The sequence below is a fragment of the Thermomonas sp. XSG genome (assembly GCF_014678725.1).
Lineage (GTDB): Bacteria > Pseudomonadota > Gammaproteobacteria > Xanthomonadales > Xanthomonadaceae > Thermomonas.
On sequence record NZ_CP061497.1, the window covers coordinates 1,123,468 to 1,148,853 of the forward strand.

Sequence of the window (25,386 nt, forward strand, 5' to 3'; positions counted from 1 at the left end):
CGAGGGGCGTATCCGCGTTCAACGGGCCCTCCGCAGCGCGGCCAGCGCGGGCGATTCGGTGGACGGCCGGCCCAGGCCGGGTTCGATCCGCTGGCGCAGGCGGCTGGTGCCGCGATTGCCGGCGTCGGCCGGCAACGGCGGCTGCGCGGCTACAGGCGGCGCGCCTACCGCCGCGCCAGCGCCCACCGCGCGGCGGCGGGCCACCTGGCGGGCGGCGCGTTCGTACTCCCACGACACCCGCATCAGCAGGCCCAGCGCGGCGCAGGTCATCAGCACCGAGGAGCCACCGGACGAAACCAGCGGCAGGGTCAGGCCCTTGGTCGGCAGCAGGCCGAGGTTGACGCCGATCGACACGAAGCTCTGCAGCGCCATCCACAGCGCGATGCCGAAGGCGACGTAGCCGGAGAAGTGGCGGCGCATCTCCACGCACTTCATCCCCAGCCAGAACGCACGCCCAGCCAGCAGCGCGTAAAGCCCCACCACCAGGCACACGCCGGCGAATCCAAGTTCCTCGGCGATCACCGCCATGATGAAGTCGGTATGGGCTTCCGGCAGGTAGGACAGCTTCTGCACCGAAGCGCCGAGACCGACCCCGAACCACTCGCCGCGACCCACCGCCATCAGCGCGTTGGTCAGCTGGTAGCCACTGTCGAACGGGTCGGCCCACGGGTCGAGGAAGGTGGTAAGGCGGCGCATGCGGTACGGCTCGGCGATCGCGATCACCGCCAGCACCGGCAGCCCGACCAGCACCGGCCCGAACATCCGCGGCATGTTGACCCCGCCCAGCACCAGCATGCCGGCGGTGATCGCCAGCAGCAGCGAGGACGAGCCGAAGTCGGGCTGCAGCAGCAGCAGCCCGACCAGCAGCACCGCCACGCCCAGCGGCTTGAGCATGGCCGGCCAGGTGGCCGCCACGTCTTCGCTGTAGCGCTTCAGGTAGCTGGCCAGCCAGATGATGTAGAGCAGCTTGACCGCCTCGACGGCCTGGAAGTTGGACACACCGAGGTTGAGCCAGCGCTTCGCGCCGTTCACGGTGACGCCGACGCCGGGAACGAACACCAGCCCCAGCAGCACGATGCAGGCCAGCAGCAGCCACTGCGCGTGCTTCTCGACCGTCTTGAGCTCGGTGCGCATCACCAGCGCGGCCAGGCCCAGGCCGATGCCGAGGAACATCAGGTGGCGGGTCAGGAAGTACCACGGGCCGGCATCCACGCCGCCGCCGGCGATCGCCGCCGAGCCGACCATGACCACGCCCAGACAGGCCAGCGCCACCGCGCTGCCCAGCAGCCACGGGTCGATGCGCCCGCCGATCTCGTCGAGGCGGGTCGCCTGGCCCAGGCTGTCGGTGGCGGTCGTGGCCATCAGCGCACCTTCAACGTGGCAAGCCCGACCAGCACCAGCACCACGCTGATGATCCAGAAGCGCACGATCACGCGCGGCTCCGGCCAGCCCTTCAGTTCGAAGTGGTGGTGGATCGGCGCCATCCGGAACACGCGCTTGCCGGTGAGCTTGAAGCTGGCGACCTGGATCATCACCGACAGCGTCTCGATGACGAAGATGCCGCCCATCAGGACCAGGACCAGCTCCTGGCGCACGATCACCGCGATGGTGCCGAGCACCGCGCCCAGCGCCAGCGCGCCGATGTCGCCCATGAACACCATCGCCGGATAGGTGTTGAACCACAGGAAGCCGAGCCCGGCGCCGGCGATGGCCGCGCAGATGATGATCAGCTCGCCCGCGCCCGGCACCCGCGGGATCTGCAGGTACGCGGCGAAGGTGGCATTGCCGGAGGCATAGGCGAACACACCCAGCGCGCAGGCCACCAGCACGGTGGGCATGATGGCGAGGCCATCGAGGCCGTCGGTCAGGTTGACCGCGTTGGAGAAGCCGACGATCCAGAAGTAGGCGATGGCGACGAAACCGATGCCGGCCAGAGGGAGCGCGATCGACTTGAAGAACGGCACGTAGAAGGTGGTGGCTGCCGGCACGTCGGCGAAGGCGAACAGGTAGATGCCGGCGGCAAGGCCCAGCACCGACTGCAGCGCGTACTTGGTGCGCGAGCGCATGCCGTTGGGATCGCGCTTGACGATCTTGATCCAGTCGTCGGCCCAGCCGATGGCGCCGAAGCCCAGCATCACCACCAGCACCACCCAGACGTACTTGTTGCGCAGGTCACCCCACAGCAGTACCGAGGCCGCGACGGTCGAGAGGATGAGCGCACCACCCATGGTCGGCGTGCCGGCCTTGGAAAAATGCGACTCCGGCCCGTCCTTGCGGATCGGCTGGCCGCCCTTGAGCGTGGCCAAGTAGCGGATCATCCGCGGCCCCCACCACAGCGACAGCGCCAGCGCGGTCAGCGCGCCGAGGATGGCGCGGAAGGTCAGGTAGTTGAACAGGTTGAAGTGGCCCTGCAGCTGCTCCAGCCAGCGGGTGAGTTCAAGCAGCATCGGTGGTCTCCCCGTCGGGTCCGGCATCCCGCTGCAGCAGCGCGGTCACGATCTTGTCCATCGCGCTGCCGCGCGAGCCCTTCACCAGCACGGTGGTGCCGGCACCCAGCTGCGCCCACAGCGCATCGGCCAGCGCGGCGTGCGAGGCATGCACGCTGCCGCCCTCGCCGAATGTCCTTGCGGCATGCGCGCTGAGTTCGCCCAGCGCGAACAGGCGGGCAATGCCGGCGGCGCGCGCGCGCGCGCCTGCCTCGGCGTGCAGGGCGACTTCGTCGGCACCCAGCTCGCGCATGTCACCCAGCACCAGCCAGGCCTCGCCACCGCCGTCCGCCAAGGTGTCGATGGCTGCCGCCAGCGAGCCGGGGTTGGCGTTGTAGCTGTCGTCCACCAGCGTTGCGCCGCGGCGCAGGCGGTGGGCGGCCAGCCGCCCGGCCACGCCTTCCACCGCTTCCAGTCCGGCGCGGATCTGCGCCGGGCCGGCACCCAGCGCCGTCGCCATCGCCGCCGCGGCCAGCGCGTTGCGGACGTTGTGGCGCCCCGGCAGCGGGAGCGCGACCTCGACCTCGCCCTCCGGCGTCACCAGCGTGAAACGTGATCCCTGCAGGCCGCCGTGGATGTCGCGCGCGCTGATATCGGCCTCGGCCTCGATCCCGAAACGGATCATCCGCACGCCGCGCAGCCGCTCGCTGAAATACAGCGCGAATGCGTCGTCCGCGTTCACCACCGCCACGCCGTCCGCCGGCAGCGCCTGGTAGATCGCGCCCTTGGTCTGGGCGATGCCGAGCAGGCTGCCCATCCGTTCCAGGTGGGCAGACGCGATGTTGTTGACCAGCGCCACGTCGGGCCGGGCGATGGCAGTGAGGTAAGCGATGTCACCGGGTTTGCCGGCACCCATCTCGTAGACCGCGAAGCGCGCATCGTCCGGCGCGTCCAGCACGGCGAGCGGCAGGCCGATCTCGTTGTTGCGGTTGCCCGGGTTGGCGTAGGCGCTGCCCAGCTGGCGCAGGATCGAATGCAGCAGGGTCTTGACCGTGGTCTTGCCGTTGCTGCCGGTGACCGCCAGCACCTTGGTGGCGCGTTCGCGTTGCACCGCCGCGGCCAGGCTGGCCAGCGCGCGCTCGGTATCGGCCACGACGACCTGCGGCAATGCGGCCTCGACCGGACGCGCCACCAGCGCGGCCACGCAGCCGCCATCGGCGGCGGCCCGGACATGCGCGTGCCCGTCAAAACGCTCGCCCTTCAGCGCGACGAACAGCGCATCGCCGCCGGGCAGCGCGCGGGTATCGGTCGCGACGGCATCGACCGTACGGTCGTCGCCGACCAGCCGGCCACCGGTGGCCTGGGCGATCCACGACAGCAGGCGCGGCGTCATGCGGCACCGCCTTCGCGACGGCGCAGGCAATCGCGCGCCACCGCCGCATCCTCGAACGGATGCTTCACCCCGCACACATCCTGGTAGGGCTCGTGGCCCTTGCCGGCGACCAGCACCACATCGTCGGCACCGGCGCCGCCGATCGCCTGCGCGATGGCGGCAGCACGGTCGCGCTGCACCACCACCCGCCCAGGCTCCCTGAGCCCGGCCAGGATGTCGGCCACGATGGCGTCGCCATCCTCGTTGCGCGGATTGTCGTCGGTGACGATGACGCGGTCGGCCAGGCGCTCGGCGATGGCTGCCATCTGCGGGCGCTTGCCGGTATCGCGCTCGCCGCCGCAGCCGAACACGCAGGTCAGCGTGCCGGCGGTGTGCGCGCGCAGGGAGGCCAGCGCCTGCTCCAGCGCGTCGGGGGTGTGGGCGTAGTCCACCACCACCAGCGGCGCGCCGGCTTCGCCACCCAGCCGGTTCATGCGGCCATCGACCGGCAGCAGCTGCGACAGGGTGTCGGCGATCAGCGCCGGCGCCATGCCCATCGCGAACAGGGTGGTCGCCACGCCGAGCAGGTTGTCCACGTTGAAGCGGCCCAGCAGCGGCGAACGCACCGGATGCGCCTGGCCGCCGGCGTGCAGCATGAAACGGATGCCGTTGCCGTCCAGCACCAGCTCTTCCGCGCGCACGCTGGCACCGGCGGCGCCGCGCGAGGAGAAGCCCAGCGCGCGCACCTTGCCACCGACCGCTGCGAACAGCTCGCGGCCGAACGCATCGTCCAGGTTGACCGCCGCCGCGCGCAGGCCGGGCCAGTCGAACAGCCGCGCCTTGGCCGCCCCGTAGCGGGCCATGTCGCCGTGGTAGTCGAGATGATCGCGGGTGAGGTTGGTGAACACCGCCACGTCGAAGTGCACGCCATCCACGCGACCTTGGTCGAGCGCGTGCGAGGACACTTCCATCGCCACCGCCGAGGCGCCCTCGTCGCGCAGCTCCGCCAGCAGCGCGTGCATGCGCAGCACCAGCGGAGTGGTGAAGCCGGTCGGCACGATCTTCGGGTACACGCCGCTGCCCAGCGTGCCGACGGTGCCGGCCTTCTGGCCGCGCAGCGTCCACGCCTGCGCCAGCAGCTGCACGGTGGACGTCTTGCCGTTGGTGCCGGTCACGCCCACTGTCGCCATCGAGGCGCTGGGATGGCCGTGGAAGCTGTCGGCCATCGCGCCCATGCGCGCGCGCAGGCCGGCCACCGGGATCGCGTCGGCCGGCGCAGGCAGGTCGTCCGGCGCCGGCGGTTCGTAGAGCACCGCCGCGGCGCCGGCCTCGCGGGCCACGTCGACGAAATTCAGCCCGTGCGCACCGAACCCGGCGATCGCCACGAACGCATCGCCCGGCTTCACCTCGCGGCTGTCCTGGACCAGCCCGGTGATGGCAAGGTCGGCGGACAGCCCTTCAAGCTCCGGCAGCAGTTCGCCCAGCAGCATGGCGCGGGTCATTGCAGCGCCCTCGCATTGGCGGCACCGGATGGCGCAATGGCGGCGGCCGTCGCGGGGAGTGCCGGCGGCGTGCGGCCTTCGGCCTTCATGCGCTTGGCCTCGGCCGCGGCCTGCACGGCCAGCCAGGCATCGAGGTTGTCGGGCGAGACATCCATCAGGCGCAGTGCGCCCTCCATCACGTTGCGGAACACCGGGCCGGCGACCACGCCGCCGTAGTAGCCCTTGCGGGTCGGATCGGGATCGTTCACCGCCACCACCATCGCGAAGCGCGGGTTATCCACCGGCACCAGCCCGGCGAAGTAGCCGATGTAGCGGCGCGAGTAACCGCCGGCGCTGGCCTTGCGCGAGGTGCCGGTCTTGCCGGCCACGTGGTAGCCGAGGATCGCCGCCTGGGTGGCGGTGCCGCCCGGCTCGGTGACCGTCTGCATCATGTGCAGCACCTGGTTGGCGATGCGCGCGTCCAGCACCCGCTTGGGCGGGTTGGGCTGGCCCTTGACGAAACTGGGCTGGTGCAGCAGTCCGCCGTTGCCGAGCGCCGCGTAGGCGGTGGCGATCTGCAGCGGGGTGGCGCTCAGGCCGTAGCCGTAGCTCATCGTCTGCTTGCTGGTGCCGCTCCAGCGGTCGGGCGCGGGGAACAGCCCGGCCGCTTCGCCCGGGAACCCGCTGCCGCTGCGCTGGCCGTAGCCGAAGCGGCGCATGAAGGCATAGAACTGCGCGTCGCTGAGCCGTTTGGCCACCAGCGAAGCTCCGACGTTGGAGCTCTTGCGGATGATGCCGGTGGTGTCCAGCACGCCGTAGTTGTGGGTGTCGGTGGTGCGGTAGCGGCCGTTGGCGATCCAGCCCGGGCTGGTGTTGAACAGGGTCGCGGGCGTGATCACCCCGGCCTCGAGCCCCGCCGCCACGGTCAGCGGCTTCATCGTCGAACCGGGCTCCAGCAGGTCGGTCACCGCGCGGTTGCGGTGCGCGTCGCGAGGGCTGGTGCCAACCGCGTTGGGGTTGAAGGTCGGCAGGTTGGCCATCGCCAGCACTTCGCCGGTTGCAACGTCCAGCACCACCGCCGAACCGCTGCTGGCGCCGGTTTCGGCAATCGCGTTGCGCAGTTCGCGGTGGGTCAGGTACTGGATGCGGCGGTCGATGCTCAGCGCCAGGTCGTGCCCGGGCTGCGCCGCGCGCACCAGGTCCACGTTCTCGACGATGCGGCCCTTGTTGTCGCGGATCACGCGCTTGGCGCCGGCAGTCCCGCGCAGCCAGTCGTCGAACGCCAGCTCCAGGCCTTCCTGCCCGCGATCATCGACGTTGGTGAAGCCCAGCACGTGCGCCAGTGCCTCGCCCTGCGGGTAGAAGCGGCGGTACTCGCGCTGACTGGCCACGCCGGGGATGTCCAGCGCGAGGATGCTCGCGGCTTCGTCCGGGTTGATGCGGCGCTTGAGGTAGACGAACTCCTTGTCGGCACGCGCGCTGAGCCGGCTGGCCAGCTCGTCCTGCGGCATGTCCAGCGCACGCGCCAGCGCCGGCAGGCGCTCGGGCACCTTCAGCAGCTCGCGCGGATTGCCCCAGATCGATTCCACCGGCGAGGAGATCGCCAGCGGCTCGCCGTTGCGGTCGGTGATCATGCCGCGCGAGGTGGCGATCGGGATCTCGCGCAGGAAGCGCGCGTCGCCCTGCTGCTGGTAGAAGGCATGGTCGACGACCTGCAGGTCCAGCGCGCGCGCCAGCAGCGCCACCGACCCCAGGCCCAGGAAGCCGCAAACCAGCGCCAGCCGGCGGCGCAGGTCGAACTGCTGCACCCGCGCGCGCGGATGCACGCTGGCGGCGCGCTCGCGGCGCGCTTCGCTCCCGAACCAGCGCAGGCGTTTGCCGAAACGGGTCATCGCCGCAGCACCACCACGTCTTCGGTGCGCGGGAACTCCATTCCCAGGCGGGTGCGCGCGACCTGGTCCACACGGTTGCTTTCCGCCCAGGTCGCCTGCTCCAGCTGCAGCCGGCCGAACTCGATGTTCAGCGCGTCGCGCGCCTTTTCCAGCCGGCTCAACTCGATGAAGGCCTGGCGGTGCTCGTGGCGGTCGCGCACGATCAGCAGCGCCGTCGCGATGTTGGCGACCACCAGCGCGCCCAGCAGCAGGTGCCGGTTCATGCCGCCACCGCCCGGCTTTCGACCGGCAGTTTCTCGGCCACCCGCAGCACCGCGCTGCGCGCGCGCGGGTTGGCGGCCAGCTCGCCCTCGGAGGCCTTCTGCGCGCCGCCCACCAGCCGCAGTACCGGCGTGAACGGCACCTCGACCGGCATGCGCCGGTTGGTCGGCGGCGCCTTGGCGTGCTTCGCCATGAACTGCTTGACGATGCGGTCTTCCAGCGAGTGGAAGCTGATCACCGCCAGCCGTCCACCCGGCTTCAGTCGCGACAGCGCGGCATCGAGGCCGGCCTCGAGGTCGGCCAGCTCGCGGTTGATGTGGATGCGGATGGCCTGGAAGCTGCGCGTGGCCGGATGCGTCTTGCTTGCACCGCGCGGGCAGGCCTGCGCGATCAGTTCGGCCAGCTGCGCGGTGCGCAGCAGCGGCGCCTGCGCGCGTGCCGCCACGATTGCCCGTGCGATGCGCCGGCTCTGGCGCTCCTCGCCGTAGATCCACAGCACGTCGGCGATGTCCTTTTCCGAAGCCCGCGCCAGCCACTCGGCGGCGCTCTCGCCGGACTCGGGATCCATGCGCATGTCCAGCGGGCCGTCCTTGCCGAACGAGAAGCCGCGCTCGGCCACGTCCAGCTGCGGCGAGGACACGCCGAGATCGAGCAACACCCCGTCCAGGCCCGCCGCGGTTGCCGGCCAGTCGGCCAGGCTGGCGAAGCTGCCGCGATGCCAGGACAGGCGCGCGTCGGCGTCGGCCATCTGCATGGCCACCGCGATCGCATCCGGGTCCTTGTCCATCGCCAGCAAACGCCCCTTTTCGCCAAGCCGTTGCAGCACCCCACGGGCATGACCGCCACGCCCGAACGTCCCGTCCAGGTAGGTTCCGTCCTCTTTCACCGCCAGACCGTCCATGACCTCGGCAAACAGCACCGGGAGGTGGGCGGACGCGATGCCCGCGCCACCGCCGCTCACAGCATCAATTCCTGGAACTCGTCGCCCAGGTCCTCGTCGCCCAGCGGCTGGCGGATCTGCGCCAGGTGGTCCGCCTCGCTCCACAGTTCGAACTTGTCGCCCATCCCCACCAGCACCGCCTTGCGCTCGATGCCGGCGGCATTGCGGTGGCTGGCCGGGATCGAGATCCGCGCATTGCCGTCGGGCTCGACGAACTCGGCCGCGCCCACCAGCTTCAGCTGCAGGATGCGGCTGGGCTTCTTGACCCGCGGCAGCGCGTTGACCTGGTCACGCACCTTTTCCCACACTGCGTGCGGATAGATGTACAAACCGGTGGTCTCGAAGGCGTTGTAGGTGATGACCAGGCGGTTGCCACACGCACGCGCGACGAGATCCCGGTAGGCGGTCGGAATCGCCAGCCGGCCCTTGTCGTCGATGGTGATGGCGGTTTCGCCCTGGAACATGCTGCCCTTGTCGCCCCCGTCTGCCGCGGAGTTTCAACCAAGAAAACCACGATTTTCCCGGTTTTCCCACGAAGCCCCACATTAGCAGGCAATTGACCTATGTCAACAACCCGACGGCGGAAATTTCCCCCGGCCCGTCAATGACTTGCAGCAAACTTCAACAAGTTGTTCAAGCTTTATCCACAAGCTTATGTTTCGCCTCATTTTTTGAGATTGCGGGACTTCCCGCACACTTTTCGATGAACAGGGGCAACCGCCCCGGATGCATGTTGCAGCGCAAAAACTGAATGGACGTCGCCCGGCGCAGAATGCCGCGCATGTGTCTGGTCGCCCTCGCCTGGAACGTGCATCCCCGCTGGCGACTGGTGGTGGCCGGCAATCGCGATGAACTGCACGCCCGCCCCACCGCGGCACTGGCCCGCTGGGCGGACGCGCCGGTACTGGCAGGGCGCGACCTGTGCTCCGGGGGCACCTGGATGGGACTGGGCCCGGATGGTCGGGTGGCGGTGGTCACCAATGTGCGCAACGGGCTGGCGCCGCCCTTCGCCGGCCCGTCGCGTGGCGAGCTGCCGCTGCGCTTCCTCGCCGGCCGCGACCCGGCCCCGGCCTACGCGGCCGCACTCGCTGGCGAGGCCGGGCGGTACGCCCCGTTCAACCTGCTGGTGGCCGATGCCAACGCATGCGCCTATGTCGGCCATCACCCGGATGTCGCACGCGAACACCGGCTGGCGCGTGGCACCTACGGCCTGTCCAACGGCGCCTTCGACGCGCCCTGGCCGAAAACCACGCGCCTGCGCGGGGTGCTGGCGGCATGGGCCGACGCCGGCGAGACCGACCCGGAGCCACTGTGGGCAGCGCTGGCGGACGAGCAAATCGCAGACGACAACCTGTTGCCGGATACCGGGGTGGGCCTGGCGCTGGAGCGGCGGCTGTCCGCTGCCTTCATCCGCGAACAGGACTACGGCACCCGCGCCAGCACGCTGGTGCTGGTGGGGCACGACGGCAGCACCCGCATCCACGAGCGCCGCTTCGGACCGGGCGGGGTGTTCGAAGGCGAAACCATGCTCGAGTCCGCGCCCTGAACGACATCACGGCGCCGCCACCGTACAATGGCCGCTGGCGGAGTCGGCCAGGCAGTCGCGTCACCGGAAACGGTGCCGAGGAAAGTCCGGGCTCCACAGGGCACGGTGCCAGGTAACGCCTGGGCGGCGAGAGCCGACGGAAAGTGCAACAGAAAGATACCGCCCAAGACTGCTTCGGCAGGACGGCAAGGGTGAAATGGTGCGGTAAGAGCGCACCGCGAGTCTGGCAACAGACCGGCACGGCAAACCCCACCGGGAGCAAGACCAAATAGGGAGACGATGAGGCGGCCCGCCGAGTCTCCGGGTAGGTTGCTTGAGCGTAGCGGTGACGCTGCGCCTAGAGGAATGACTGCCGCGGCGCGCAAGCGTCGAACAGGACCCGGCTTATCGGCCGGCTCCGCCGCCTTCCATTGCGCTGATCGCAATTGAAGGCCCCAAGGTTTGCTGCGCAAACCCTGGCCCCGGGCCTCCACGGACCTGCTCAATCCGATCCGTACAGTTCCTTGCGCGGCGCGCCGGACAGCTCCGCCGCCAGCTTCGCGGCAGTCGAGGGCGGCAGGTGGTCCTTGAGCCTGGCGTACAGGCGACGGCCTTCATGCACCTTGGCGTCCGCATCTTCACCCGCACCCTGCACCAGCACCACGAATTCGCCCTTGCGCTGGTCGCCATCGGCTTCGACCCGCGCCTGCAGCTGCGCGAGGTTGCCGTCCAACACGGTCTCGAACAGCTTGGTCAGCTCGCGCGCCAGCACCGCGGGACGCTCATCGCCGAACGCCTGCACCATGTCGGCCAGGGCTTCCGCGATGCGGTGCGAGGATTCGTAGAAGATCAGCGTGCGCGGCTCCGCGGCCAGCGCCTGCAGGCGTTCGCGCCGGGCCGAGGCCTTCGCGGGCAGGAAGCCTTCGAAGGCGAAGCGGTCGCTGGGCAGGCCGGCCACGCTCAGCGCCGCGACCAGCGCCGACGGGCCCGGCACCGGGCTGACCTTCACCCCGGCCGCACGCGCGGCGCGCACCAGCCGGAAGCCGGGATCGGAGACCAGCGGGGTACCGGCATCGCTGACCAGCGCCAGCGACTCGCCTGCCTGCAGGCGCGCGACGATCCTCTGCGCGATCGCCTCCTCGTTATGTTCGTGCAGTGCCACCAGCGGCGTGGCGATGCCGAAATGCGCCAGCAGCTGGCCGCTGCGGCGGGTGTCCTCGGCGCAGATCGCCGCGACATCGCGCAGGGTCTGCTGCGCCCGCGGCGACAGGTCGCCGAGGTTGCCGATGGGCGTGGCGACGACAAAAAGCGTTCCGGAGTCCTGCATGCCTGTCTTCAACGTGTGCGCGGGTAGAATCCTAGCCGGTTCCCGAACGAGCGCCCACGCCCGTGGCCCAGATGCGACTTTTCCTCCTCGTCCTGCTGCTGGCACTGGCCGGCTGCGCGAATGTGGCGCCCAAGGCGCCGCCCCCGCCGCCGTATGCCGCCGCCACGCTCGAGGCGCAGGCGCTGGCGGCCGGGCACGCCGCGCTGGACGGCCAGGCGCGCCGCGCCAACGCCGAGGCCATCGAACGGCTGCTGGCCAGCCTCGACGACGCCACCCTGGCGCGCGACGCCGCCCGCCTGCCCGCCGGCGACCCGCTCTACAACTTCGCCGGCCGCTCCCTGTTGCGGCGCGGCCTGCCGCCGCCGCGCGGCTTCGACCGCGACGAGGCCAGCTTCGGCGCCGCCACCCGCCCGCCCGCGGCCGCCGACGGCTATCGTCCGCCGCTGCAGGTCGGCGTGCTGCTGCCGCTGTCCGGCAACCAGGCCGCGGCCGCCGCCGCGGTGCGCGACGGCTATCTGGCCGGCTACTACGGCGAGTCCCGTCGCCGCCCCCTGCTGCGCTTCTACGACACCGCTGGCGGCGCGAAGGCGGCGCTGGCCCGTGCTGCGGCCGAGGGCAATGATTTCGTGGTCGGCCCGCTGGGCCGCGACGAGGTCGACGCGGTGTTCGCCGGCGAGCCGGCACTGCCGCTGCTGGCGCTCAACCGCGGCGACCGCGCACCGGCACCTGGCAGCGCAGCGTTCTCGCTGTCGCCGGAAGACGAAGGCATCAGCCTTGCGCAGTACCTGATCGAGGAACGCGGCAGCAAGCGCGTGCTGCTGGTCGCCGGCAGCGACGACACCCAGCGACGCACCGCCGATGCCGCGCGCAAGCAGCTGGAAAGCCGCGGCGTGCGCGTCGTCGCCCGCCTCGGCGTCAGCGAACAGATGGACGGCGCGCTGCGCCAGCTCGCCCAAGCCGAGGCGCCCGACGCGGTGCTGCTGGTGCTGAAGGGGCCGCAGGCGCGCATCGTGGCGCCGCAGCTGGCGCTGGCCGGCATGGCCGGGCTGCCGCGGGTGGCTGCCTCGCAGATCATCTCCGGCACCGGCAAGGCGGCCGAGGACGCGGCGCTGGACGGCATCGTCTTCCCCACCGAGCCGTGGCTGGTGCAGCGCGTGGACGGCCTGCCCTCGCAGGCCAGTGCCGCCGCGCGGGTGGATACCGCCAAGGGCCCGGCGGCGCGGCTGTTCGCATTCGGCCTGGATACGTGGCGGCTGACCGGTTACCTGGAGCACCTGGCGCTGACCAACAGCGGCATCGTCGGCGCCACCGGGCGCCTGCGCCTGGACGGTTTCGGCAACGTGCTGCGCCGCCCCGGCTGGACCCGCTTCGTCGGCGGCGAGCCGGTGCCGCTGGCCGATGGCGCGCGCTGAACCCGATCGGCGCGCCCGCGGCGACGCGGTGGAAACCGCGGCGCAGGGGTTTCTCGAGGCGAAAGGCCTGCGCCTGCTGGCACGCAACGCCAGTACGCGTGGTGGCGAGCTCGACCTGGTGATGACTGACGGCGCTGCCGTGGTGTTCGTGGAGGTGCGCTTCCGTGCGGATGCCGCCTTCGGTGGCGGCGCGGCCTCGGTCGATGCCGGCAAGCGACGCCGGCTGGTGCACGCGGCGCAGATCTGGCTGCAGGAGCACCCCACCCATGCCGAGGCACCCTGCCGCTTCGACGTGGTCGCCGCCAGCGGCGATCCGGCCTTGCCGGCACTCGACTGGCTGCGCGACGCCTTCCGTGCCGACGACTGCTGAAACACATGACCCTTCCCGCCGCCCTCGTTGCCGAACTGTCCGCACTGCTGGGCGAGGGCTGGCGCACGGACGAAACCACGCGCGCGGCCAACGGCGGAGACGACTCCCGCCGTCACGCCCTGCCCGATGCGGTGGCGCTGCCGCGCGCGCGCGAGGAAGTGCTGGCGCTGGTACGCGCCTGCCGCGCCCATCGCGTCCCCATCGTCGCCCGCGGCGGCGGCACCGCCACCACCGGCGCGGCGGTGGTCACGCAGGGCGGCATCGCGGTGTCGTTCGCGCGCATGGACCGCATCCTCGAGGTCCGCGCCGCCGACCGCTGCGCGGTGGTCGAACCCGGCCTGCGCAATGGCGAGCTGCAGGCTGCCCTGCAGCCGCACGGCCTGTTCTGGCCGCCGGATCCGTCCAGCTTCGAGAGCTGCACCGTCGGCGGCAATCTCGCCACCAATGCCGGCGGCCCGCGCGCGGTGAAATACGGCGCCACCCGCGACAACGTACTGGGACTGGTGGCCGTCACCGGTGCCGGCGAGCTGGTCCGCGTCGGCGGCGCCTATACCAAGTGCTCTTCCGGCTTCGACCTCACCCGGCTGCTGGTGGGCAGCGAGGGCACGCTGGCGCTGATCGTGGAGGCGACCCTGAAGCTCGCACCGCGCCCGCAGGCGCAAGCCGGCCTGCGCGCGTTCTACCGCGACGCCGCCAGCGCGGCAGCCGCGGTATCGCGGCTGATGGCGCAGCCGGTGGTGCCGGCGATGCTGGAGTTCATGGACCGCCGCAGCTTGGACCTGCTGCGCCGCAACGGCAGCGACGTGCCGGAGGCCGGTGCGATGCTGCTGGTGGAAGCTGACGGCAGCGTTGATGCCCTGCCCGACCTCCTTGCCGCACTCGGTGCAGCCGCCGAGGGCGCCGGCCTGCTCGACATGGACGTGGCGCAGGATGGCATCGCCCGCGACAAGCTGTGGGCGGCGCGGCGCGCGCTGTCACCGGCGCTGCGCACGATTGCCCCGGGTAAGATCAACGAAGACGTGGTGGTGCCGGTCTCGCGCATCCCCGAGCTGGTGGCGGGAGTCGAGGCATTGGCCGACGAATGCACCCTGACCATCGTCTGCTTCGGTCACGCCGGCAACGGCAACCTGCACGTCAACATCCTCTACCACTCCGACGATGCAGACGAATCCGCCCGCGCGCAGGCGGCACTGCCGCGCGTGTTCGCGCTGGCGCTGTCGCTGGGCGGCGCCCTGTCCGGCGAACACGGCATCGGCCTGTCCAAGCGTGCGTTCATGGCCGATGCCTTCGATGCCGCAACCCTGGACACGATGCGCGCGGTCAAGCGCGCACTCGACCCGGACGGCATCCTCAATCCGGGCAAGCTGCTGCCTTGACAGCAGCGGCCCGTGCGCTCGCCCACCGGCTGCCCCCCAACCTCAGGCACAGGTGATGCGACAGGCCGGCCGGATAGCCTGTGCTCCCGAACCCGTCTGGATCTGCCCGCATGCGCGCGCTGCTGCTCCCGCTAGCCCTGCTCTTCTCCGCAACCGCCGCACACGCAGCGCCGAAGCCGCCGGAAAATCCGGACGGGTATCGGGTCATGCTGGTCGGCAACAGCCTGACCTACGCGAACAACCTGCCCGCGCTGCTGCGCGCCGTCGGCGCCGCCGAAGGCAAGGCGATCAGCACCGAAACCTTCGCGGCCCCGGGCGGGACCCTCAGCGAGCGCGTGGCCGATGGCGCAGTGACGCAGGCGCTGCAGGAGCGCAGCTTCGACGCGGTGGTGCTGCAGGAACAGGGCGGCCACCTCGCCGCCTGCATGTCCAGCCCGTCGGCGCAACACAAGGCGCCCTGCGCCGCCAGCCGCAAGGCCTACGCAGCGCTTGCGGAGCAGGCGAAGGCGCGCGGCGCGCGGGTGCTGTTGATGGCGACATGGGGGCCTGACGAACGCTGGGACGCGCGGGTGGCGCGCAGCGTCGCCATGCATGCGAAAGCGACTGGCAGCGAAACCTTCCATGCCGCGCGTGCACTGCATGCGCTGCGGACGGCGATGCCGGGCGTGCAGCTGATCCCGGACGGGATCCACCCCAGCACCCATGGGGCTTTGATCCTGGCACTGGCGCTGTACCGTGAACTCACCGGCCAGGCGGCAACCGCCCACGAACTGCGGATCAATGCCCCGCTGCTGCCGGTGAACGCGGCGGTTTCGCCATCGACCCCACTGGAATCGCAACCGGCGCTGGCGGGCGACGGCAGGACCACGGTGGTGCCGGTGGAACTGATGGCGCCGCTGGTCGAGGCGCTGGCGAAACCGTCAGGCGAAGTGCTGCCACCCCGTCGCGGGCGCTGACCAGGCAGCGCCCGCGAGGATCGGGCGCACGCCGGTGGCGGCGGTGACGGTGCCGATCCGGGTGGCACCTGTGCCGGCTTCCGCCAGCGCCTCGCCTAGCGCGGCGGCGGCGGTCACAGGCACGGTGAAGCACAGTTCGTAATCGTCGCCACCCGCGGCCTGCAGCACGCGCCGGGTGTCCGGGTCGAACGCCGCGCGCAGCGCGTCGCTGGCCGGCAGCGCATCGACATCGACCTCCGCGCCGACCCCGCTGGCGCGGCAGATGTGGGCGAGGTCGGCCAGCAGGCCGTCGCTGACGTCGATGCAGCTGCTGGCGATCCCGCGCAGCGCAAGGCCCAGCGCCACCCGCGGGGTGGGCCGGTCCAGCCGCGCCTGCAGGACCGGCGATATCGCCGCGCCGGCCTGCCACTGCCGCAGCGCGCCGGCGGCATCGCCCAGCGTGCCGCTGACCCAGATGTCATCGCCCTCCCGGGCGCCGTCCCGGCGCAGCGCCCGGCCGGGCTCGACCAGGCCGTGCGCGGTGATCGCGATCGACAGCGGGCCGCGGGTGGTGTCGCCGCCGACCAGGGCGAAGCCGTGCTGCGCGGCCAGCGCGAAGAAGCCATCGAAGAAGGCGTCCACGAAGCCGGGGTCGCCCTGTGGCAGCGACAGCGACAGCGTGCCCCAGGCCGGCTGCGCGCCCATCGCGGCCAGGTCAGACAGGTTCACCGCCAGCGCCTTCCAGCCGATGTCGGCGGGCGCGGTGTCAGGCGGGAAATGCACGCCCACGTTGAGCGCGTCCATGGTCACCGCCAGCTGCATGCCGGGCGGCGGCAGCAGCAGCGCGCAGTCGTCGCCGATGCCCAGCACCACGTCGCCGCGCGCGGCGGCGCGCTGGCGGATGCGGGCGATCAGGTCGAATTCGTGGACCGGTGGCATCGGTACGGCGTTGTCAGCCCCGCGGGCGCAGGACGACAGGACGATTACCTCTTCGCTTCCACGCCGCGCAGCACCGCCGCGGCCTTGTCCAGCACGCCGTTGACGTAGGTGTGGCCGTGCTCCGAGCCGAAGCGCTTGGTGGAGTCGATGGCTTCGTTGATGACCACGCGGTACGGCACGTCCGGGCGGTGGGTCAGCTCGTAGGCGGCGATCCGCAGCGCGGCCCGCTCGATCTGGTCCACTTCCTCGATCCCGCGGTCCAGATGGCCGGCCAGCGCCGCGTCCAGCTCGGCGGTGTGGCGGAGCACGCCGCGCACCAGGTCCTCGAAGTACTCGAGGTCGGCGATCTCGTGGGCCTGTTCGTGGGCGAACTGTGCGATCAGCGCGCGCTCGTCGGCATGGTTGATCTGCCAGGCATAGATCGCCTGCAGCGCGCGTCGGCGCGAGCGCGAACGGGCCACGGGATCGATGCCGTCGGGACGACGATGATGCTTGTTCATGCTTGCTCCTGCAGCTTGCGGCGCAGGTCGGCCATCTCGATCGCCACCAGCGCCGCCTCTTCGCCCTTGTTGCCATGGCTGCCGCCGGCACGCGCCAGCGCATCCTCGAATTTCTCCACCGCCAGCACGCCGTTCATGACCGGCACGCCGGTATCCAGCGCCACCCGCATCAAACCATCGGATGTCCCGTCGGCCACCTGTTCGTAGTGGCGGGTGTCGCCGCGCACCACGCAGCCCAGCGCGACGATGGCGGCGTGGCCGCCGGCCTGCGCCAGCTGGCGCGCAATCACCGGCAGCTCCCACGCGCCGGGCACGCGCACCACGTCGATGGCAGCCTCGGCGACGCCGTTGGCGAGCAAGGTCGCGCGCGCCGATTCCACCAGCGCATCGACGATGCGCGGGTTCCAACGGCTGGCAAGGATCGCGAAACGCGCGTCGGGATGGACGCGCAGGTCGCCTTCGTGATGCGGCATGGGCTTGGGCGGGTGCGTGGGCTGGGCAGTTTACCGCGCCGGCAGCACCACGTATTCCACCACTTCCAGCCCGAACCCGGCCAGCCCGACCTGCCGGCGCGGCGTGCCGAGCACGCGCAGGTGGCGCACGCCCAGCGCGGCCAGGATCTGCGAGCCGGCGCCGTTGCGCCGCCACTGCGCCAGCGCCCCGGCCTTGCTGGCGGGGGGCGCCGGCTGTTCGCGGATGCGCGCCAGGGTGGCCTCGGCGTCGGGCGCATCGCCCAGCAGCACCAGCACGCCGCGGCCGTCGGCGGCGATCATCGCCAGCACGTCGCCCACCAGCGGACCGAAGTCGGCGCGCCGCCAGTGCAGTGCGTCGGCCAGCGGGTTCTGCTGCTGCACCCGCACCAGCACCGGTTCGTCCCCGGCCACCTCGCCACGCACCAGCGCATAGTGCAGGCCGCGGGTGAGGCGGTCGCGCCAGGTATGCAGCTGGAAGCGACCGTGGTCGGTGTCGATCTCGCGGCTGTCGATGCACTCGACGGTGTGTTCGGTATCCAGCCGGTAGCGGATCAGATCCTCGATCGAGCCGATCTTCAGCCCGTGCTCGCGGGCGAACGCCTCCAGCTGCGGGCGGCGCGCCATGCTGCCGTCGGGGTTGAGGATCTCCACCAGCACGCCGGCCGGCTCGAAGCCCGCCAGCAGCGCCAGGTCGGCGGCCGCCTCGGTGTGGCCGGCGCGGTTGAGCACGCCGCCGGGCTGCGCCATCAGCGGGAAGATATGGCCCGGCTGGCTGAGGTCGGACGGCTTGGCGTCGGGGCGCACGGCGGTGCGCACCGTATGCGCGCGATCGTAGGCGCTGATGCCGGTGGTGACGCCTTCGGCCGCCTCGATGCTGACGGTGAAGTTGGTGTGGTGCTGCGAGGTGTTGTCGCGCACCATCGGGTTCAGGCCCAGCTGCGCGCAGCGCTCGCGGGTCAACGACAGGCAGACCAGCCCACGCGCGTGGGTCACCATGAAGTTGATGTCCGACGGCTTGACCAGTTCGGCGGCCATGATCAGGTCGCCTTCGTTCTCGCGGTCCTCGTCGTCGACCACCACCACCATGCGCCCGGCGCGCAGTTCTTCCAGCAGTTCCGGGATGCTTGCAAAGCTCATGTCCAGTCCTTCGTTGCCTGCAGGCGCTCTGCATAGCGCGCCAGCAGGTCCACTTCGATGTTGACCGCGTCGCCGACCTGCAGCGCGCGGAAGGCGGTGTGTTCCACCGTGTGCGGGATCAGCGCGACCTCGAAACCGGTGTCGTCGGCGGCGTTCACGGTCAGGCTGACGCCGTCCACGCAGACCGAACCCTTGTGGGCGATGTAGCGCAGCAGCGGCCGCGGCGCCGAAAACCGCCAACGCACCGCACGCGCGTCGTCCCAGCGCCGCTCGGCGCTGGCCAGCCCGTCCACGTGGCCGCTGACCAGATGGCCGCCGAGTCGGTCGGTGGGCAGCATGGCGCGCTCTAGGTTCACCGGCGCGCCGATGGCCAGCCGGCCCAGCGTGGTCAGTGCCAGCGTTTCGTTGGAGGCATCGACGGCGAAGCTTGTCGCGTCGAATTCGACCACGGTGAGGCAGCAGCCGTTGACCGCGATGCTTTCGCCCAGCTGCACGCCGTCAAACGGCAGGGTGCCGGCGTCGATCACCAGGCGGGCATCGCCGCCGCGGGTTTCGCGCGATTCCAGCCGGCCGACGCCGGCGATCAGTCCCGTGAACATGTCAGTGCGGTTTCCTGAAGGCGTGCACGAACAGCGGCCAGCGCAGCGCGAGCGCGCCGGCATCGCCCCACGCATTGGCGAATTCCGCAGCCAGGGCGGCCACCGCATCGCGGCCGGTCGCCTCGCGATGGCGCTTGGCAGCCGAATAGCTGGCGAAGTAGGCGAGCAGGCGCGGCAGCGGCCACTGCGCGGTCAGCGCGAAGGCCGGCGCGTCGATGCGCGGGAACGGCCAGGCGTAGCCGGCGTAGGCGGCGTCGACGTCGCCGCGCTCGGTCGGCCAGTGCGGGCGGATCGCCTCCTGCAGCGCGGCATTGACCGCTTCGATCGATGTCGGCACCTGGATGTCCTGGTACCCCCAGACCACCAGCACGCCACCCGGCTTCAGCACCCGCGCGACCTCGGCGAAATACGCGCGACGGTCGAACCAGTGCAGCGCCTGCGCCACGCAGGCGGCATCGGCGCTGGCATCCGGCAGGCCGCAGGTTTCGGCAGGCTCGACGCGGAAGTCGGCATTCGCGATTGCCGGTGCCTGCGCGATCTGCGCCGCGCTGGGATCGGTGGCGTTTACGCGCCCGAAGCGCGCGGCGAGGTCCCGCGTGGCCTGGCCGCTGCCGCAGCCGGCTTCCCAGCACAGCCCGGGCGACGGGGCGACGCCGACGATCCAGTCGAACAGCGCCGACGGATACTCGGGCCGGGCGGCGGCGTAGTCGCCGGCAACCGCCGAGAAATGATCCTTGAACACGTTCACGCCGACTCCGGGCGCAGCAGCAGGCGGAAGTCCTCGCCCACCACGGTGCTTTCGATGCGCCGCATCTTCAGCCGCTGCGCCATCGCGTCGATGTGCAGGCCGTCGAACAGCGGGCGTGCGCGCGGGCCCAGCAGCACCGGCGCCACGTACAGCAGCAGTTCGTCGACCAGCCCGGCATCGAGGAAGGCGCCGGCCAGGGTGGCGCCGGCCTCCAGCTGCACCTCATTGATCCCGCGGCCCGCCAACAGGCGCAGCACCGCATCGAGGTCGAAGCGGGTGCCCTGCACCGGCACCGCCACGCGATCGATCTCCAACCCGCGCGGCAGCCGGGCATCCGGCGCGTGGATGTACAGGGTGGGCGCATCGCCTTCACGCACGCGGCCGCGCGCCACGGTGGCCAGGCCGGGGTCCAGCACCACCCGCAGCGGCGGCAGGAAGTCGCTGCCATCCTCCAGACGCACGGTGAGCTGCGGGTCGTCGGCCAGCACGGTGCCGGCACCGGTCAGCAGCGCGCCGCTGCGCGCACGCCAGCGCTGCACGTCGTGGCGCGAAGCCTCGCCGCTGATCCACTTGGAATCGCCGGAGGCCATCGCGGTGCGGCCGTCCAGGCTGGTCGCCAGCTTGACCCGCAGCCACGGGCGCCCGCGCTCGACACGGGCCAGGAAGCCGCGGTTGAGCTCGCGCGCCTGCGCTTCCATCAAGCCGTGTTCGACCACGATCCCGGCCGCCTGCAGGCGTTCGAAACCGGCGCCGTCCACCGACGGGAACGGATCGCGCATGGCCGCGACCACCCGCGCCACCCCGGCCGCCACCAGCGCCTCAGCGCACGGCGGCGTGCTGCCATGGTGCGCGCACGGCTCCAGGCTGACGTAGGCGGTGGCGCCGCGCGCCCGGTCGCCGGCGGCCTCCAGCGCGAACACCTCCGCATGCGGCCCGCCCTTGCGCTGGTGCCAGCCCTCGCCGACCACCTCGCCATCGCGGGCGATGACGCAGCCCACCATGGGGTTGGGACGCGCCGTGTACGCACCGCGCTCGGCCAGGCGCAACGCGCGCGCCATCAGCGCGTGGTCGGTGGCGGAAAACGAGAAGGGGGTCGGAGTCACTTTTCCTTGTCCTTGCCCGGCTTGGCAGTAGGGCGGGGGAAAAGTGGCTCTGACCCCTTTTTCTCCTCCAGCAGCGGCAACTGGCCCTCGCCGGGGAGATCGCGCTCCAGCCGATCCAGTTCCTCGCGGAAATCGGCCACGTCCTCGAAGCTGCGATAGACCGAGGCGAAGCGCACGTAGCCGACGTGATCGAGCTTGCGCAGCTCGGCCATCACGAATTCACCGACGCGGCGCGCCGGGATCTCGCGCTCGGCCGCCATCCGCAGCTGGTGCACGACCGCCCGCACCGCGGCCTCGATCTGCTCCTCGGAAACCGGCCGCTTCTGCAGCGCTCGGTCGAAGCTGGTGCGCAGCTTGCGCGCATCGAAGGCTTCGCGGCGGCCATCGGACTTGACGATGGCGGGCAGCTTCAGCTCGATGGTCTCGAGGGTGGAGAAACGCTCGCCGCAGGCCTCGCAGACGCGCCGGCGGCGGATCGTGGCGCCGTCCTCCGACACCCGCGAATCGATCACGCGGGTGTCGCTGTGCTGGCAGAAAGGGCAATGCATGGATCGAAGACGCGACCGCGCGGGCCTGTCCCTGCCCTCAGCCGTAGACCGGGAACTGCTTGCACTGCTTCTCGACGTTCGCGCGCACGCCGGCGATCACGTTCTCGTCGTTCGGGTTGTCCAGCACGTCGCAGATCCACTCGGCCAGCGCCACGCAGTCGGCTTCCTTGTAGCCGCGGGTGGTGACCGCCGGGGTGCCGATGCGCAGGCCGGAGGTGACGAAGGGCTTGCGGGGGTCGTTCGGCACCGAGTTCTTGTTGACGGTGATGTGGGCCTTGCCCAGCGCCTCCTCGGCCTGCTTGCCGGAGACGTCCTTGCCGATCATGTCGACCAGCATCAGGTGGTTCTGGGTGCCGCCGGAAACGATCTTGTAGCCGCGGGCGATGATCACCTTCGCCATCGCCTGCGCGTTCTTCACGACCTGCTGCTGGTAGTCCCTGAAGGCCGGCTCCAGCGCTTCCTTGAACGCCACCGCCTTGGCGGCGATCACGTGCATCAGCGGGCCGCCCTGGATGCCGGGGAACACGATCGACTGCAGCTTCTTCTCGATCTCCTCGGCCTGCTCGCCCATCGCGGCGCGGCTGGCGACGATGATGCCGCCACGCGGGCCGCGCAGGGTCTTGTGGGTGGTGGAGGTGACCACGTGCGCGTGCGGCAGCGGGCTGGGGTACACGCCGGCGGCAATCAGGCCGGCCACGTGCGCCATGTCCACGAACAGGTAGGCACCGACCTTGTCGGCGATGGCGCGGAAGCGCGCCCAGTCGACGACCTGCGAGTAGGCGGAGAAGCCGGCGACGACCATCTTCGGCTTGTGCTCCAGCGCCAGTCGCTCGACTTCGTCGTAGTCGATCAGGCCTTGGTCGTTGACGCCGTACTGGATGGCGTTGAGCAGCTTGCCGGAGATGTTGACCTTGGCGCCATGGGTCAGGTGGCCGCCGTGCGCCAGTGACATGCCGAGGATGGTGTCGCCGGGCTGCAGCAGCGCGAAGTACACCGCCTGGTTGGCCTGCGAGCCGGAGTGCGGCTGCACGTTGGCGTAGTCGGCGCCGAACAGCTGCTTCAGGCGCTCGATGGCCAGGTTCTCGGCCACGTCCACGTATTCGCAGCCACCGTAGTAGCGCTTGCCCGGGTAGCCTTCGGCGTACTTGTTGGTCATCTGGCTGCCCTGCGCTTCCATCACCCGCGGGCTGGCGTAGTTCTCGGAGGCGATCAGCTCGACATGGTCTTCCTGGCGGCGGTCCTCGGCGGCGATGGCCTTGGCCAGTTCGGGGTCGAAAGCGGCAAGCGTGTCGGCGCGGGAGAACATGGGGGCGAGCTCCGGGAAGGGGGACGTGGGGAAGCTGAATTCTAGCCCGTTTCGCGCCCGTTCCCGGCCATTTCCCCGCCGCAACTGTCCGTTCCAGCTATAATTTCCGCATCCCGAAATCCCTTCGCGGCCCTGCCCGGTGTAGGCCGCCGCCGTACGCCCGGAGCGCGCATGTCCTCGCAATACATCTACACCATGAACCGCGTGTCCAAGGTGGTTCCGCCCAAGCGGCAGATCATCAAGGACATCTCGCTGAGCTTCTTCCCCGGCGCCAAGATCGGCCTGCTGGGCCTGAACGGCGCCGGCAAGTCCACCGTGCTGCGGATCATGGCCGGGGTGGACAAGGATTTCGAAGGCGAGGCCCGCCCGCAGCCCGGCATCAAGGTCGGCTACCTGGCGCAGGAGCCGGAGTTGAACCCGGAACACACCGTCCGCCAGGCGGTCGAGGAAGGCGTGGGCGAGGTGCTGCAGGCGCAGGCACGGCTGGACGAGGTCTATGCCGCCTACGCCGAGGAAGGCGCCGACTTCGACGCGCTGGCCAAGGAGCAGGAACGCCTGGAGGCGATCCTCGCCGCCGGCGACGCGCACACCCTGGAGAACCAACTGGAAGTAGCCGCCGACGCGCTGCGCCTGCCGCCGTGGGACGCCGTTATCGGCAAGCTGTCCGGCGGCGAGAAGCGCCGCGTTGCGCTGTGCCGCCTGCTGCTGCAGAAGCCCGACATGCTGCTGCTCGACGAACCCACCAACCACCTCGACGCCGAATCGGTCGAATGGCTGGAGCAGTTCCTCGCCCGCTACACCGGCACCGTGGTGGCGGTCACCCACGACCGCTACTTCCTCGACAACGCCGCCGAATGGATCCTCGAGCTGGACCGCGGCCGCGGCATCCCGTGGAAGGGCAACTACACCGACTGGCTGGTGCAGAAGGACGAGCGCCTGAAGCAGGAAGAGAACCAGGAGAAGTCGCGCCAGAAGGCCATCCAGAAGGAACTGGAGTGGGCGCGCAGCAACGCCAAGGGCGGCCGCTCCAAGGGCAAGGCGCGCCTGGCGCGGATCGAGGAACTGCAGTCGGTCGACTACCAGAAGCGCCAGGAGACCAACGAGATCTTCATTCCGCCGGGCGAGCGCCTGGGCCAGAAGGTGATCGAGTTCAAGAACGTGTCGAAGAAGTTCGGCGACCGCCTGCTGATCGACAACCTCAGCTTCCAGGTGCCGCCGGGCGCCATCGTCGGCATCATCGGCCCCAACGGCGCCGGCAAGTCGACGCTGTTCAAGATGATCACCGGGCAGGAGAAGCCGGATTCGGGCCAGATCGACATCGGCCCGACCGTGCAGCTTGCCTACGTGGACCAGAGCCGCGGCGCGCTGGAAGGCAACCACACGGTGTTCCAGGAAGTCTCCGGCGGCCTCGACATCCTCAACATCAACGGCATCGAGATCCAGTCGCGCGCCTACATCGGCCGCTTCAACTTCAAGGGCCAGGACCAGCAGAAGCTGGTCGGCTCGCTGTCCGGCGGCGAGCGCGGCCGCCTGCACATGGCCAAGACCCTGCTGCAGGGCGGGAACGTGCTGCTGCTCGACGAACCATCCAACGACCTCGACATCGAGACCCTGCGCGCGCTCGAAGACGCGCTGCTGGAGTTCCCCGGCAACACCTTCGTGATCAGCCATGACCGCTGGTTCCTGGACCGCATCGCCACCCACATCCTCGCCTTCGAGGGCGACTCGCACGTGGAGTTCTTCCAGGGCAACTACCGCGAGTACGAGGAAGACAAGAAGCGCCGCCTGGGCGACGACGCCGGCCCGAAGCGGCTGCGGTTCAAGGCGCTGAAGTAACGGCCCGGACGCCCACGGCAACGTGGGCGTCCCTGCATGCAGGAGGAGGACACCATGGGCTTCATCGACAAACTGCGCGCCCGCTGGCGCGACGCCGACACCCTGCTCTGCGTCGGCCTCGATCCCGATCCGGCGAAGTTCCCAGACCGCTTCGTCGACGATCCGGACGCGCTGTTCGCCTTCTGCCGCGACATCGCCGATGCCACCGCGGAGTACGCCTGCGCGTTCAAGCCACAGATCGCCTACTTCGCCGCCCACAACGACGGCGAGGCGCAGCTGCAGCGACTGATCGCCCACCTCAACGGCGCGCACCCGGACGTGCCGGTGATCCTCGACGCCAAGCGCGGCGATATCGGCAGCACCGCGCAGCAGTACGCCTGCGAAGCGTTCGAGCGTTTCGGTGCGGATGCGGTGACGCTGAACCCGTACATGGGGCGCGACTCCGCCGATCCGTTCCTGCAGTACAACGACCGCGGCTGCGTGTTCCTCTGCCACACCTCCAACCCCGGCGCGCGCGACTTCCAGGAGCTGCTGGTGGACGGCGCGCCGCTGTACCAGCACATCGCCCGCGCCATCGCCGGTGAGTGGAACGGCGATGGCAACTGCGCGCTGGTGGTGGGTGCGACCTTCCCGGAAGAGCTCGCCGTGATCCGCGGGATCGTAGGCGACATGCCGCTGCTGATCCCCGGCGTGGGCGCGCAGGGCGGCGACGTCGAGGCGGTGGTGCGCAACGGCAGGACCGCGGACGGTACCGGGCTGATGATCAACTCCTCGCGCGGCATCCTGTATGCCTCGCGCGGTGAAGGCTATGCCGAAGCGGCGGCCGATGCGGCAAGGTCGCTGCGCGACGAGATCAACCGCTACCGCTGACCGCTATCGC

At 70.6% G+C, this 25,386-nt stretch carries 24 protein-coding genes, 1 other RNA gene and 1 pseudogene; 8 read left to right on the plus strand and 18 right to left on the minus strand.

All coding sequences use genetic code 11. The annotated features are described in order from the left end of the window. Positions 1 to 18: 18 nt before the first annotated feature. The 8 genes and pseudogenes from ftsW to mraZ all read right to left on the minus strand — a co-directional run bounded on the left by ftsW (position 19) and on the right by mraZ (position 8,836). The gene (gene ftsW, locus ICG51_RS05335) at positions 19 to 1,362 is read right to left on the minus strand and encodes a putative lipid II flippase FtsW (RefSeq protein WP_190281971.1); all 1,344 of its coding nucleotides are present in this window, start codon (positions 1,360 to 1,362) and stop codon (positions 19 to 21) included. Next, positions 1,362 to 2,447 carry a phospho-N-acetylmuramoyl-pentapeptide-transferase gene (gene mraY, locus ICG51_RS05340; protein WP_190281972.1) on the minus strand — a complete coding sequence of 362 codons (1,086 nt, stop codon included), beginning with the start codon at positions 2,445 to 2,447 and terminating at the stop codon, positions 1,362 to 1,364. The genes ftsW and mraY overlap by 1 nt, the downstream gene beginning before the upstream one ends. After that, positions 2,437 to 3,819 (minus strand): UDP-N-acetylmuramoyl-tripeptide--D-alanyl-D-alanine ligase, encoded by a 1,383-nt coding sequence (gene murF, locus ICG51_RS05345; protein WP_190281973.1) that lies wholly within the window; start codon positions 3,817 to 3,819, stop codon positions 2,437 to 2,439. The genes mraY and murF overlap by 11 nt, the downstream gene beginning before the upstream one ends. Then, positions 3,816 to 5,288, minus strand: coding sequence for a UDP-N-acetylmuramoyl-L-alanyl-D-glutamate--2,6-diaminopimelate ligase (locus ICG51_RS05350; RefSeq protein WP_190282371.1), 1,473 nt, complete (start codon positions 5,286 to 5,288; stop codon positions 3,816 to 3,818). The genes murF and ICG51_RS05350 overlap by 4 nt, the downstream gene beginning before the upstream one ends. A gap of 8 nt (positions 5,289 to 5,296) precedes the next feature. Continuing rightward, the gene (locus ICG51_RS05355; protein WP_190281974.1) at positions 5,297 to 7,171 is read right to left on the minus strand and encodes a penicillin-binding transpeptidase domain-containing protein; all 1,875 of its coding nucleotides are present in this window, start codon (positions 7,169 to 7,171) and stop codon (positions 5,297 to 5,299) included. Continuing rightward, a complete protein-coding gene (gene ftsL / locus ICG51_RS05360; RefSeq protein ID WP_190281975.1) occupies positions 7,168 to 7,434 on the minus strand; it encodes a cell division protein FtsL in 267 nt (88 codons plus the stop codon). The genes ICG51_RS05355 and ftsL overlap by 4 nt, the downstream gene beginning before the upstream one ends. A 26-nt stretch (positions 7,435 to 7,460) precedes the next feature. Continuing rightward, positions 7,461 to 8,402: pseudogene (gene rsmH, locus ICG51_RS05365) on the minus strand (16S rRNA (cytosine(1402)-N(4))-methyltransferase RsmH); the annotation flags it as partial. After that, positions 8,390 to 8,836, minus strand: coding sequence for a division/cell wall cluster transcriptional repressor MraZ (gene mraZ, locus ICG51_RS05370; RefSeq protein WP_190281976.1), 447 nt, complete (start codon positions 8,834 to 8,836; stop codon positions 8,390 to 8,392). The pseudogene rsmH and the gene mraZ, both read right to left, overlap by 13 nt. A 317-nt stretch (positions 8,837 to 9,153) precedes the next feature. Here mraZ and ICG51_RS05375 point away from each other — a divergent pair, with 317 nt between their 5' ends. Continuing rightward, positions 9,154 to 9,918: an NRDE family protein gene (locus ICG51_RS05375; RefSeq protein WP_190281977.1), complete on the plus strand. Its 765-nt coding sequence runs from the start codon at positions 9,154 to 9,156 to the stop codon at positions 9,916 to 9,918. Between the two features lie 39 nt (positions 9,919 to 9,957). Next, positions 9,958 to 10,321, plus strand: an RNA gene (gene rnpB / locus ICG51_RS05380) — RNase P RNA component class A. Between the two features lie 78 nt (positions 10,322 to 10,399). Here the strand turns inward: rnpB and rsmI are convergent. Further along, on the minus strand, positions 10,400 to 11,224 hold the full coding sequence (gene rsmI, locus ICG51_RS05385) for a 16S rRNA (cytidine(1402)-2'-O)-methyltransferase (RefSeq protein WP_190281978.1): 825 nt from the start codon (positions 11,222 to 11,224) through the stop codon (positions 10,400 to 10,402). Positions 11,225 to 11,295: 71 nt separating this feature from the next. Between rsmI and ICG51_RS05390 the strand changes: the two genes are divergently transcribed. The 4 genes from ICG51_RS05390 (at position 11,296) to ICG51_RS05405 (ending at position 15,338) form a co-directional block, all read left to right on the plus strand. Then, positions 11,296 to 12,636, plus strand: coding sequence for a penicillin-binding protein activator (locus ICG51_RS05390; protein WP_190281979.1), 1,341 nt, complete (start codon positions 11,296 to 11,298; stop codon positions 12,634 to 12,636). Then, a complete protein-coding gene (locus ICG51_RS05395) occupies positions 12,623 to 13,006 on the plus strand; it encodes a YraN family protein (protein ID WP_190281980.1) in 384 nt (127 codons plus the stop codon). Before ICG51_RS05390 ends, ICG51_RS05395 begins: the two co-directional genes overlap by 14 nt. A 5-nt stretch (positions 13,007 to 13,011) precedes the next feature. Next, complete coding sequence (locus ICG51_RS05400; RefSeq protein WP_190281981.1) at positions 13,012 to 14,382, plus strand: FAD-linked oxidase C-terminal domain-containing protein; 1,371 nt, start codon at positions 13,012 to 13,014, stop codon at positions 14,380 to 14,382. Positions 14,383 to 14,492: 110 nt separating this feature from the next. Further along, positions 14,493 to 15,338 carry an SGNH/GDSL hydrolase family protein gene (locus tag ICG51_RS05405; RefSeq protein WP_190281982.1) on the plus strand — a complete coding sequence of 282 codons (846 nt, stop codon included), beginning with the start codon at positions 14,493 to 14,495 and terminating at the stop codon, positions 15,336 to 15,338. On the opposite strand, the gene thiL is transcribed toward ICG51_RS05405, so the two are convergent. From thiL to glyA, 9 genes are read right to left on the minus strand one after another with little or no spacing between them, the layout of a single operon-like run. Next, positions 15,303 to 16,256 carry a thiamine-phosphate kinase gene (gene thiL / locus ICG51_RS05410; protein ID WP_190281983.1) on the minus strand — a complete coding sequence of 318 codons (954 nt, stop codon included), beginning with the start codon at positions 16,254 to 16,256 and terminating at the stop codon, positions 15,303 to 15,305. The genes ICG51_RS05405 and thiL overlap by 36 nt on opposite strands. Before the next feature lie 44 nt (positions 16,257 to 16,300). Continuing rightward, positions 16,301 to 16,756 carry a transcription antitermination factor NusB gene (nusB, locus tag ICG51_RS05415; RefSeq protein ID WP_190281984.1) on the minus strand — a complete coding sequence of 152 codons (456 nt, stop codon included), beginning with the start codon at positions 16,754 to 16,756 and terminating at the stop codon, positions 16,301 to 16,303. Beyond that, positions 16,753 to 17,229 carry a 6,7-dimethyl-8-ribityllumazine synthase gene (gene ribH / locus ICG51_RS05420; protein WP_190281985.1) on the minus strand — a complete coding sequence of 159 codons (477 nt, stop codon included), beginning with the start codon at positions 17,227 to 17,229 and terminating at the stop codon, positions 16,753 to 16,755. The genes nusB and ribH overlap by 4 nt, the downstream gene beginning before the upstream one ends. 30 nt (positions 17,230 to 17,259) lie before the next feature. Continuing rightward, positions 17,260 to 18,366 (minus strand): 3,4-dihydroxy-2-butanone-4-phosphate synthase, encoded by a 1,107-nt coding sequence (gene ribB / locus ICG51_RS05425; RefSeq protein WP_138349560.1) that lies wholly within the window; start codon positions 18,364 to 18,366, stop codon positions 17,260 to 17,262. Continuing rightward, positions 18,363 to 18,965, minus strand: a complete 603-nt coding sequence (locus ICG51_RS05430) for a riboflavin synthase (protein ID WP_190281986.1) — start codon at positions 18,963 to 18,965, stop codon at positions 18,363 to 18,365. The genes ribB and ICG51_RS05430 overlap by 4 nt, the downstream gene beginning before the upstream one ends. Before the next feature lies 1 nt (position 18,966). Further along, entirely contained in the window at positions 18,967 to 19,713 is a 747-nt protein-coding gene (locus ICG51_RS05435) for a class I SAM-dependent methyltransferase (RefSeq protein ID WP_190281987.1), read from the minus strand. Next, positions 19,710 to 20,816, minus strand: coding sequence for a bifunctional diaminohydroxyphosphoribosylaminopyrimidine deaminase/5-amino-6-(5-phosphoribosylamino)uracil reductase RibD (gene ribD, locus ICG51_RS05440; protein ID WP_255428744.1), 1,107 nt, complete (start codon positions 20,814 to 20,816; stop codon positions 19,710 to 19,712). The genes ICG51_RS05435 and ribD overlap by 4 nt, the downstream gene beginning before the upstream one ends. Continuing rightward, positions 20,813 to 21,364: a transcriptional regulator NrdR gene (gene nrdR / locus ICG51_RS05445; protein ID WP_190281988.1), complete on the minus strand. Its 552-nt coding sequence runs from the start codon at positions 21,362 to 21,364 to the stop codon at positions 20,813 to 20,815. Before nrdR ends, ribD begins: the two co-directional genes overlap by 4 nt. 37 nt (positions 21,365 to 21,401) lie before the next feature. Beyond that, on the minus strand, positions 21,402 to 22,670 hold the full coding sequence (gene glyA, locus ICG51_RS05450; RefSeq protein ID WP_190281989.1) for a serine hydroxymethyltransferase: 1,269 nt from the start codon (positions 22,668 to 22,670) through the stop codon (positions 21,402 to 21,404). A 171-nt stretch (positions 22,671 to 22,841) separates the two neighbouring features. On the opposite strand from glyA, the gene ettA reads away from it, so the two are divergent. Continuing rightward, positions 22,842 to 24,506 carry an energy-dependent translational throttle protein EttA gene (ettA, locus tag ICG51_RS05455; RefSeq protein ID WP_190281990.1) on the plus strand — a complete coding sequence of 555 codons (1,665 nt, stop codon included), beginning with the start codon at positions 22,842 to 22,844 and terminating at the stop codon, positions 24,504 to 24,506. 54 nt (positions 24,507 to 24,560) lie between these two features. Next, positions 24,561 to 25,376: an orotidine-5'-phosphate decarboxylase gene (gene pyrF / locus ICG51_RS05460; RefSeq protein WP_190281991.1), complete on the plus strand. Its 816-nt coding sequence runs from the start codon at positions 24,561 to 24,563 to the stop codon at positions 25,374 to 25,376. Positions 25,377 to 25,386 lie beyond the last annotated feature (10 nt).

Excerpts from the sequence above, each read along its gene's own strand:
- mraY (WP_190281972.1), bottom strand. The coding sequence starts at position 2,447 with ATGCTGCTTGAACTCACCCGCTGGCTGGAGCAGCTGCAGGGCCACTTC.
- murF (WP_190281973.1), bottom strand. The coding sequence starts at position 3,819 with ATGACGCCGCGCCTGCTGTCGTGGATCGCCCAGGCCACCGGTGGCCGG.
- ICG51_RS05430 (WP_190281986.1), bottom strand. The coding sequence starts at position 18,965 with ATGTTCACGGGACTGATCGCCGGCGTCGGCCGGCTGGAATCGCGCGAA.
- ftsL (WP_190281975.1), bottom strand. The coding sequence starts at position 7,434 with ATGAACCGGCACCTGCTGCTGGGCGCGCTGGTGGTCGCCAACATCGCG.
- nrdR (WP_190281988.1), bottom strand. The coding sequence starts at position 21,364 with ATGCATTGCCCTTTCTGCCAGCACAGCGACACCCGCGTGATCGATTCG.
- ICG51_RS05390 (WP_190281979.1), top strand. The coding sequence starts at position 11,296 with ATGCGACTTTTCCTCCTCGTCCTGCTGCTGGCACTGGCCGGCTGCGCG.
- ICG51_RS05395 (WP_190281980.1), top strand. The coding sequence starts at position 12,623 with ATGGCGCGCGCTGAACCCGATCGGCGCGCCCGCGGCGACGCGGTGGAA.
- rsmI (WP_190281978.1), bottom strand. The coding sequence starts at position 11,224 with ATGCAGGACTCCGGAACGCTTTTTGTCGTCGCCACGCCCATCGGCAAC.
- mraZ (WP_190281976.1), bottom strand. The coding sequence starts at position 8,836 with ATGTTCCAGGGCGAAACCGCCATCACCATCGACGACAAGGGCCGGCTG.
- ribB (WP_138349560.1), bottom strand. The coding sequence starts at position 18,366 with ATGAGCTTTGCAAGCATCCCGGAACTGCTGGAAGAACTGCGCGCCGGG.
- ribH (WP_190281985.1), bottom strand. The coding sequence starts at position 17,229 with ATGCCGCATCACGAAGGCGACCTGCGCGTCCATCCCGACGCGCGTTTC.
- nusB (WP_190281984.1), bottom strand. The coding sequence starts at position 16,756 with ATGAACAAGCATCATCGTCGTCCCGACGGCATCGATCCCGTGGCCCGT.
- pyrF (WP_190281991.1), top strand. The coding sequence starts at position 24,561 with ATGGGCTTCATCGACAAACTGCGCGCCCGCTGGCGCGACGCCGACACC.
- glyA (WP_190281989.1), bottom strand. The coding sequence starts at position 22,670 with ATGTTCTCCCGCGCCGACACGCTTGCCGCTTTCGACCCCGAACTGGCC.
- ICG51_RS05355 (WP_190281974.1), bottom strand. The coding sequence starts at position 7,171 with ATGACCCGTTTCGGCAAACGCCTGCGCTGGTTCGGGAGCGAAGCGCGC.
- ICG51_RS05400 (WP_190281981.1), top strand. The coding sequence starts at position 13,012 with ATGACCCTTCCCGCCGCCCTCGTTGCCGAACTGTCCGCACTGCTGGGC.
- ICG51_RS05405 (WP_190281982.1), top strand. The coding sequence starts at position 14,493 with ATGCGCGCGCTGCTGCTCCCGCTAGCCCTGCTCTTCTCCGCAACCGCC.
- ICG51_RS05375 (WP_190281977.1), top strand. The coding sequence starts at position 9,154 with ATGTGTCTGGTCGCCCTCGCCTGGAACGTGCATCCCCGCTGGCGACTG.
- ftsW (WP_190281971.1), bottom strand. The coding sequence starts at position 1,362 with ATGGCCACGACCGCCACCGACAGCCTGGGCCAGGCGACCCGCCTCGAC.
- thiL (WP_190281983.1), bottom strand. The coding sequence starts at position 16,256 with ATGCCACCGGTCCACGAATTCGACCTGATCGCCCGCATCCGCCAGCGC.
- ettA (WP_190281990.1), top strand. The coding sequence starts at position 22,842 with ATGTCCTCGCAATACATCTACACCATGAACCGCGTGTCCAAGGTGGTT.
- ICG51_RS05350 (WP_190282371.1), bottom strand. The coding sequence starts at position 5,288 with ATGCTGCTGGGCGAACTGCTGCCGGAGCTTGAAGGGCTGTCCGCCGAC.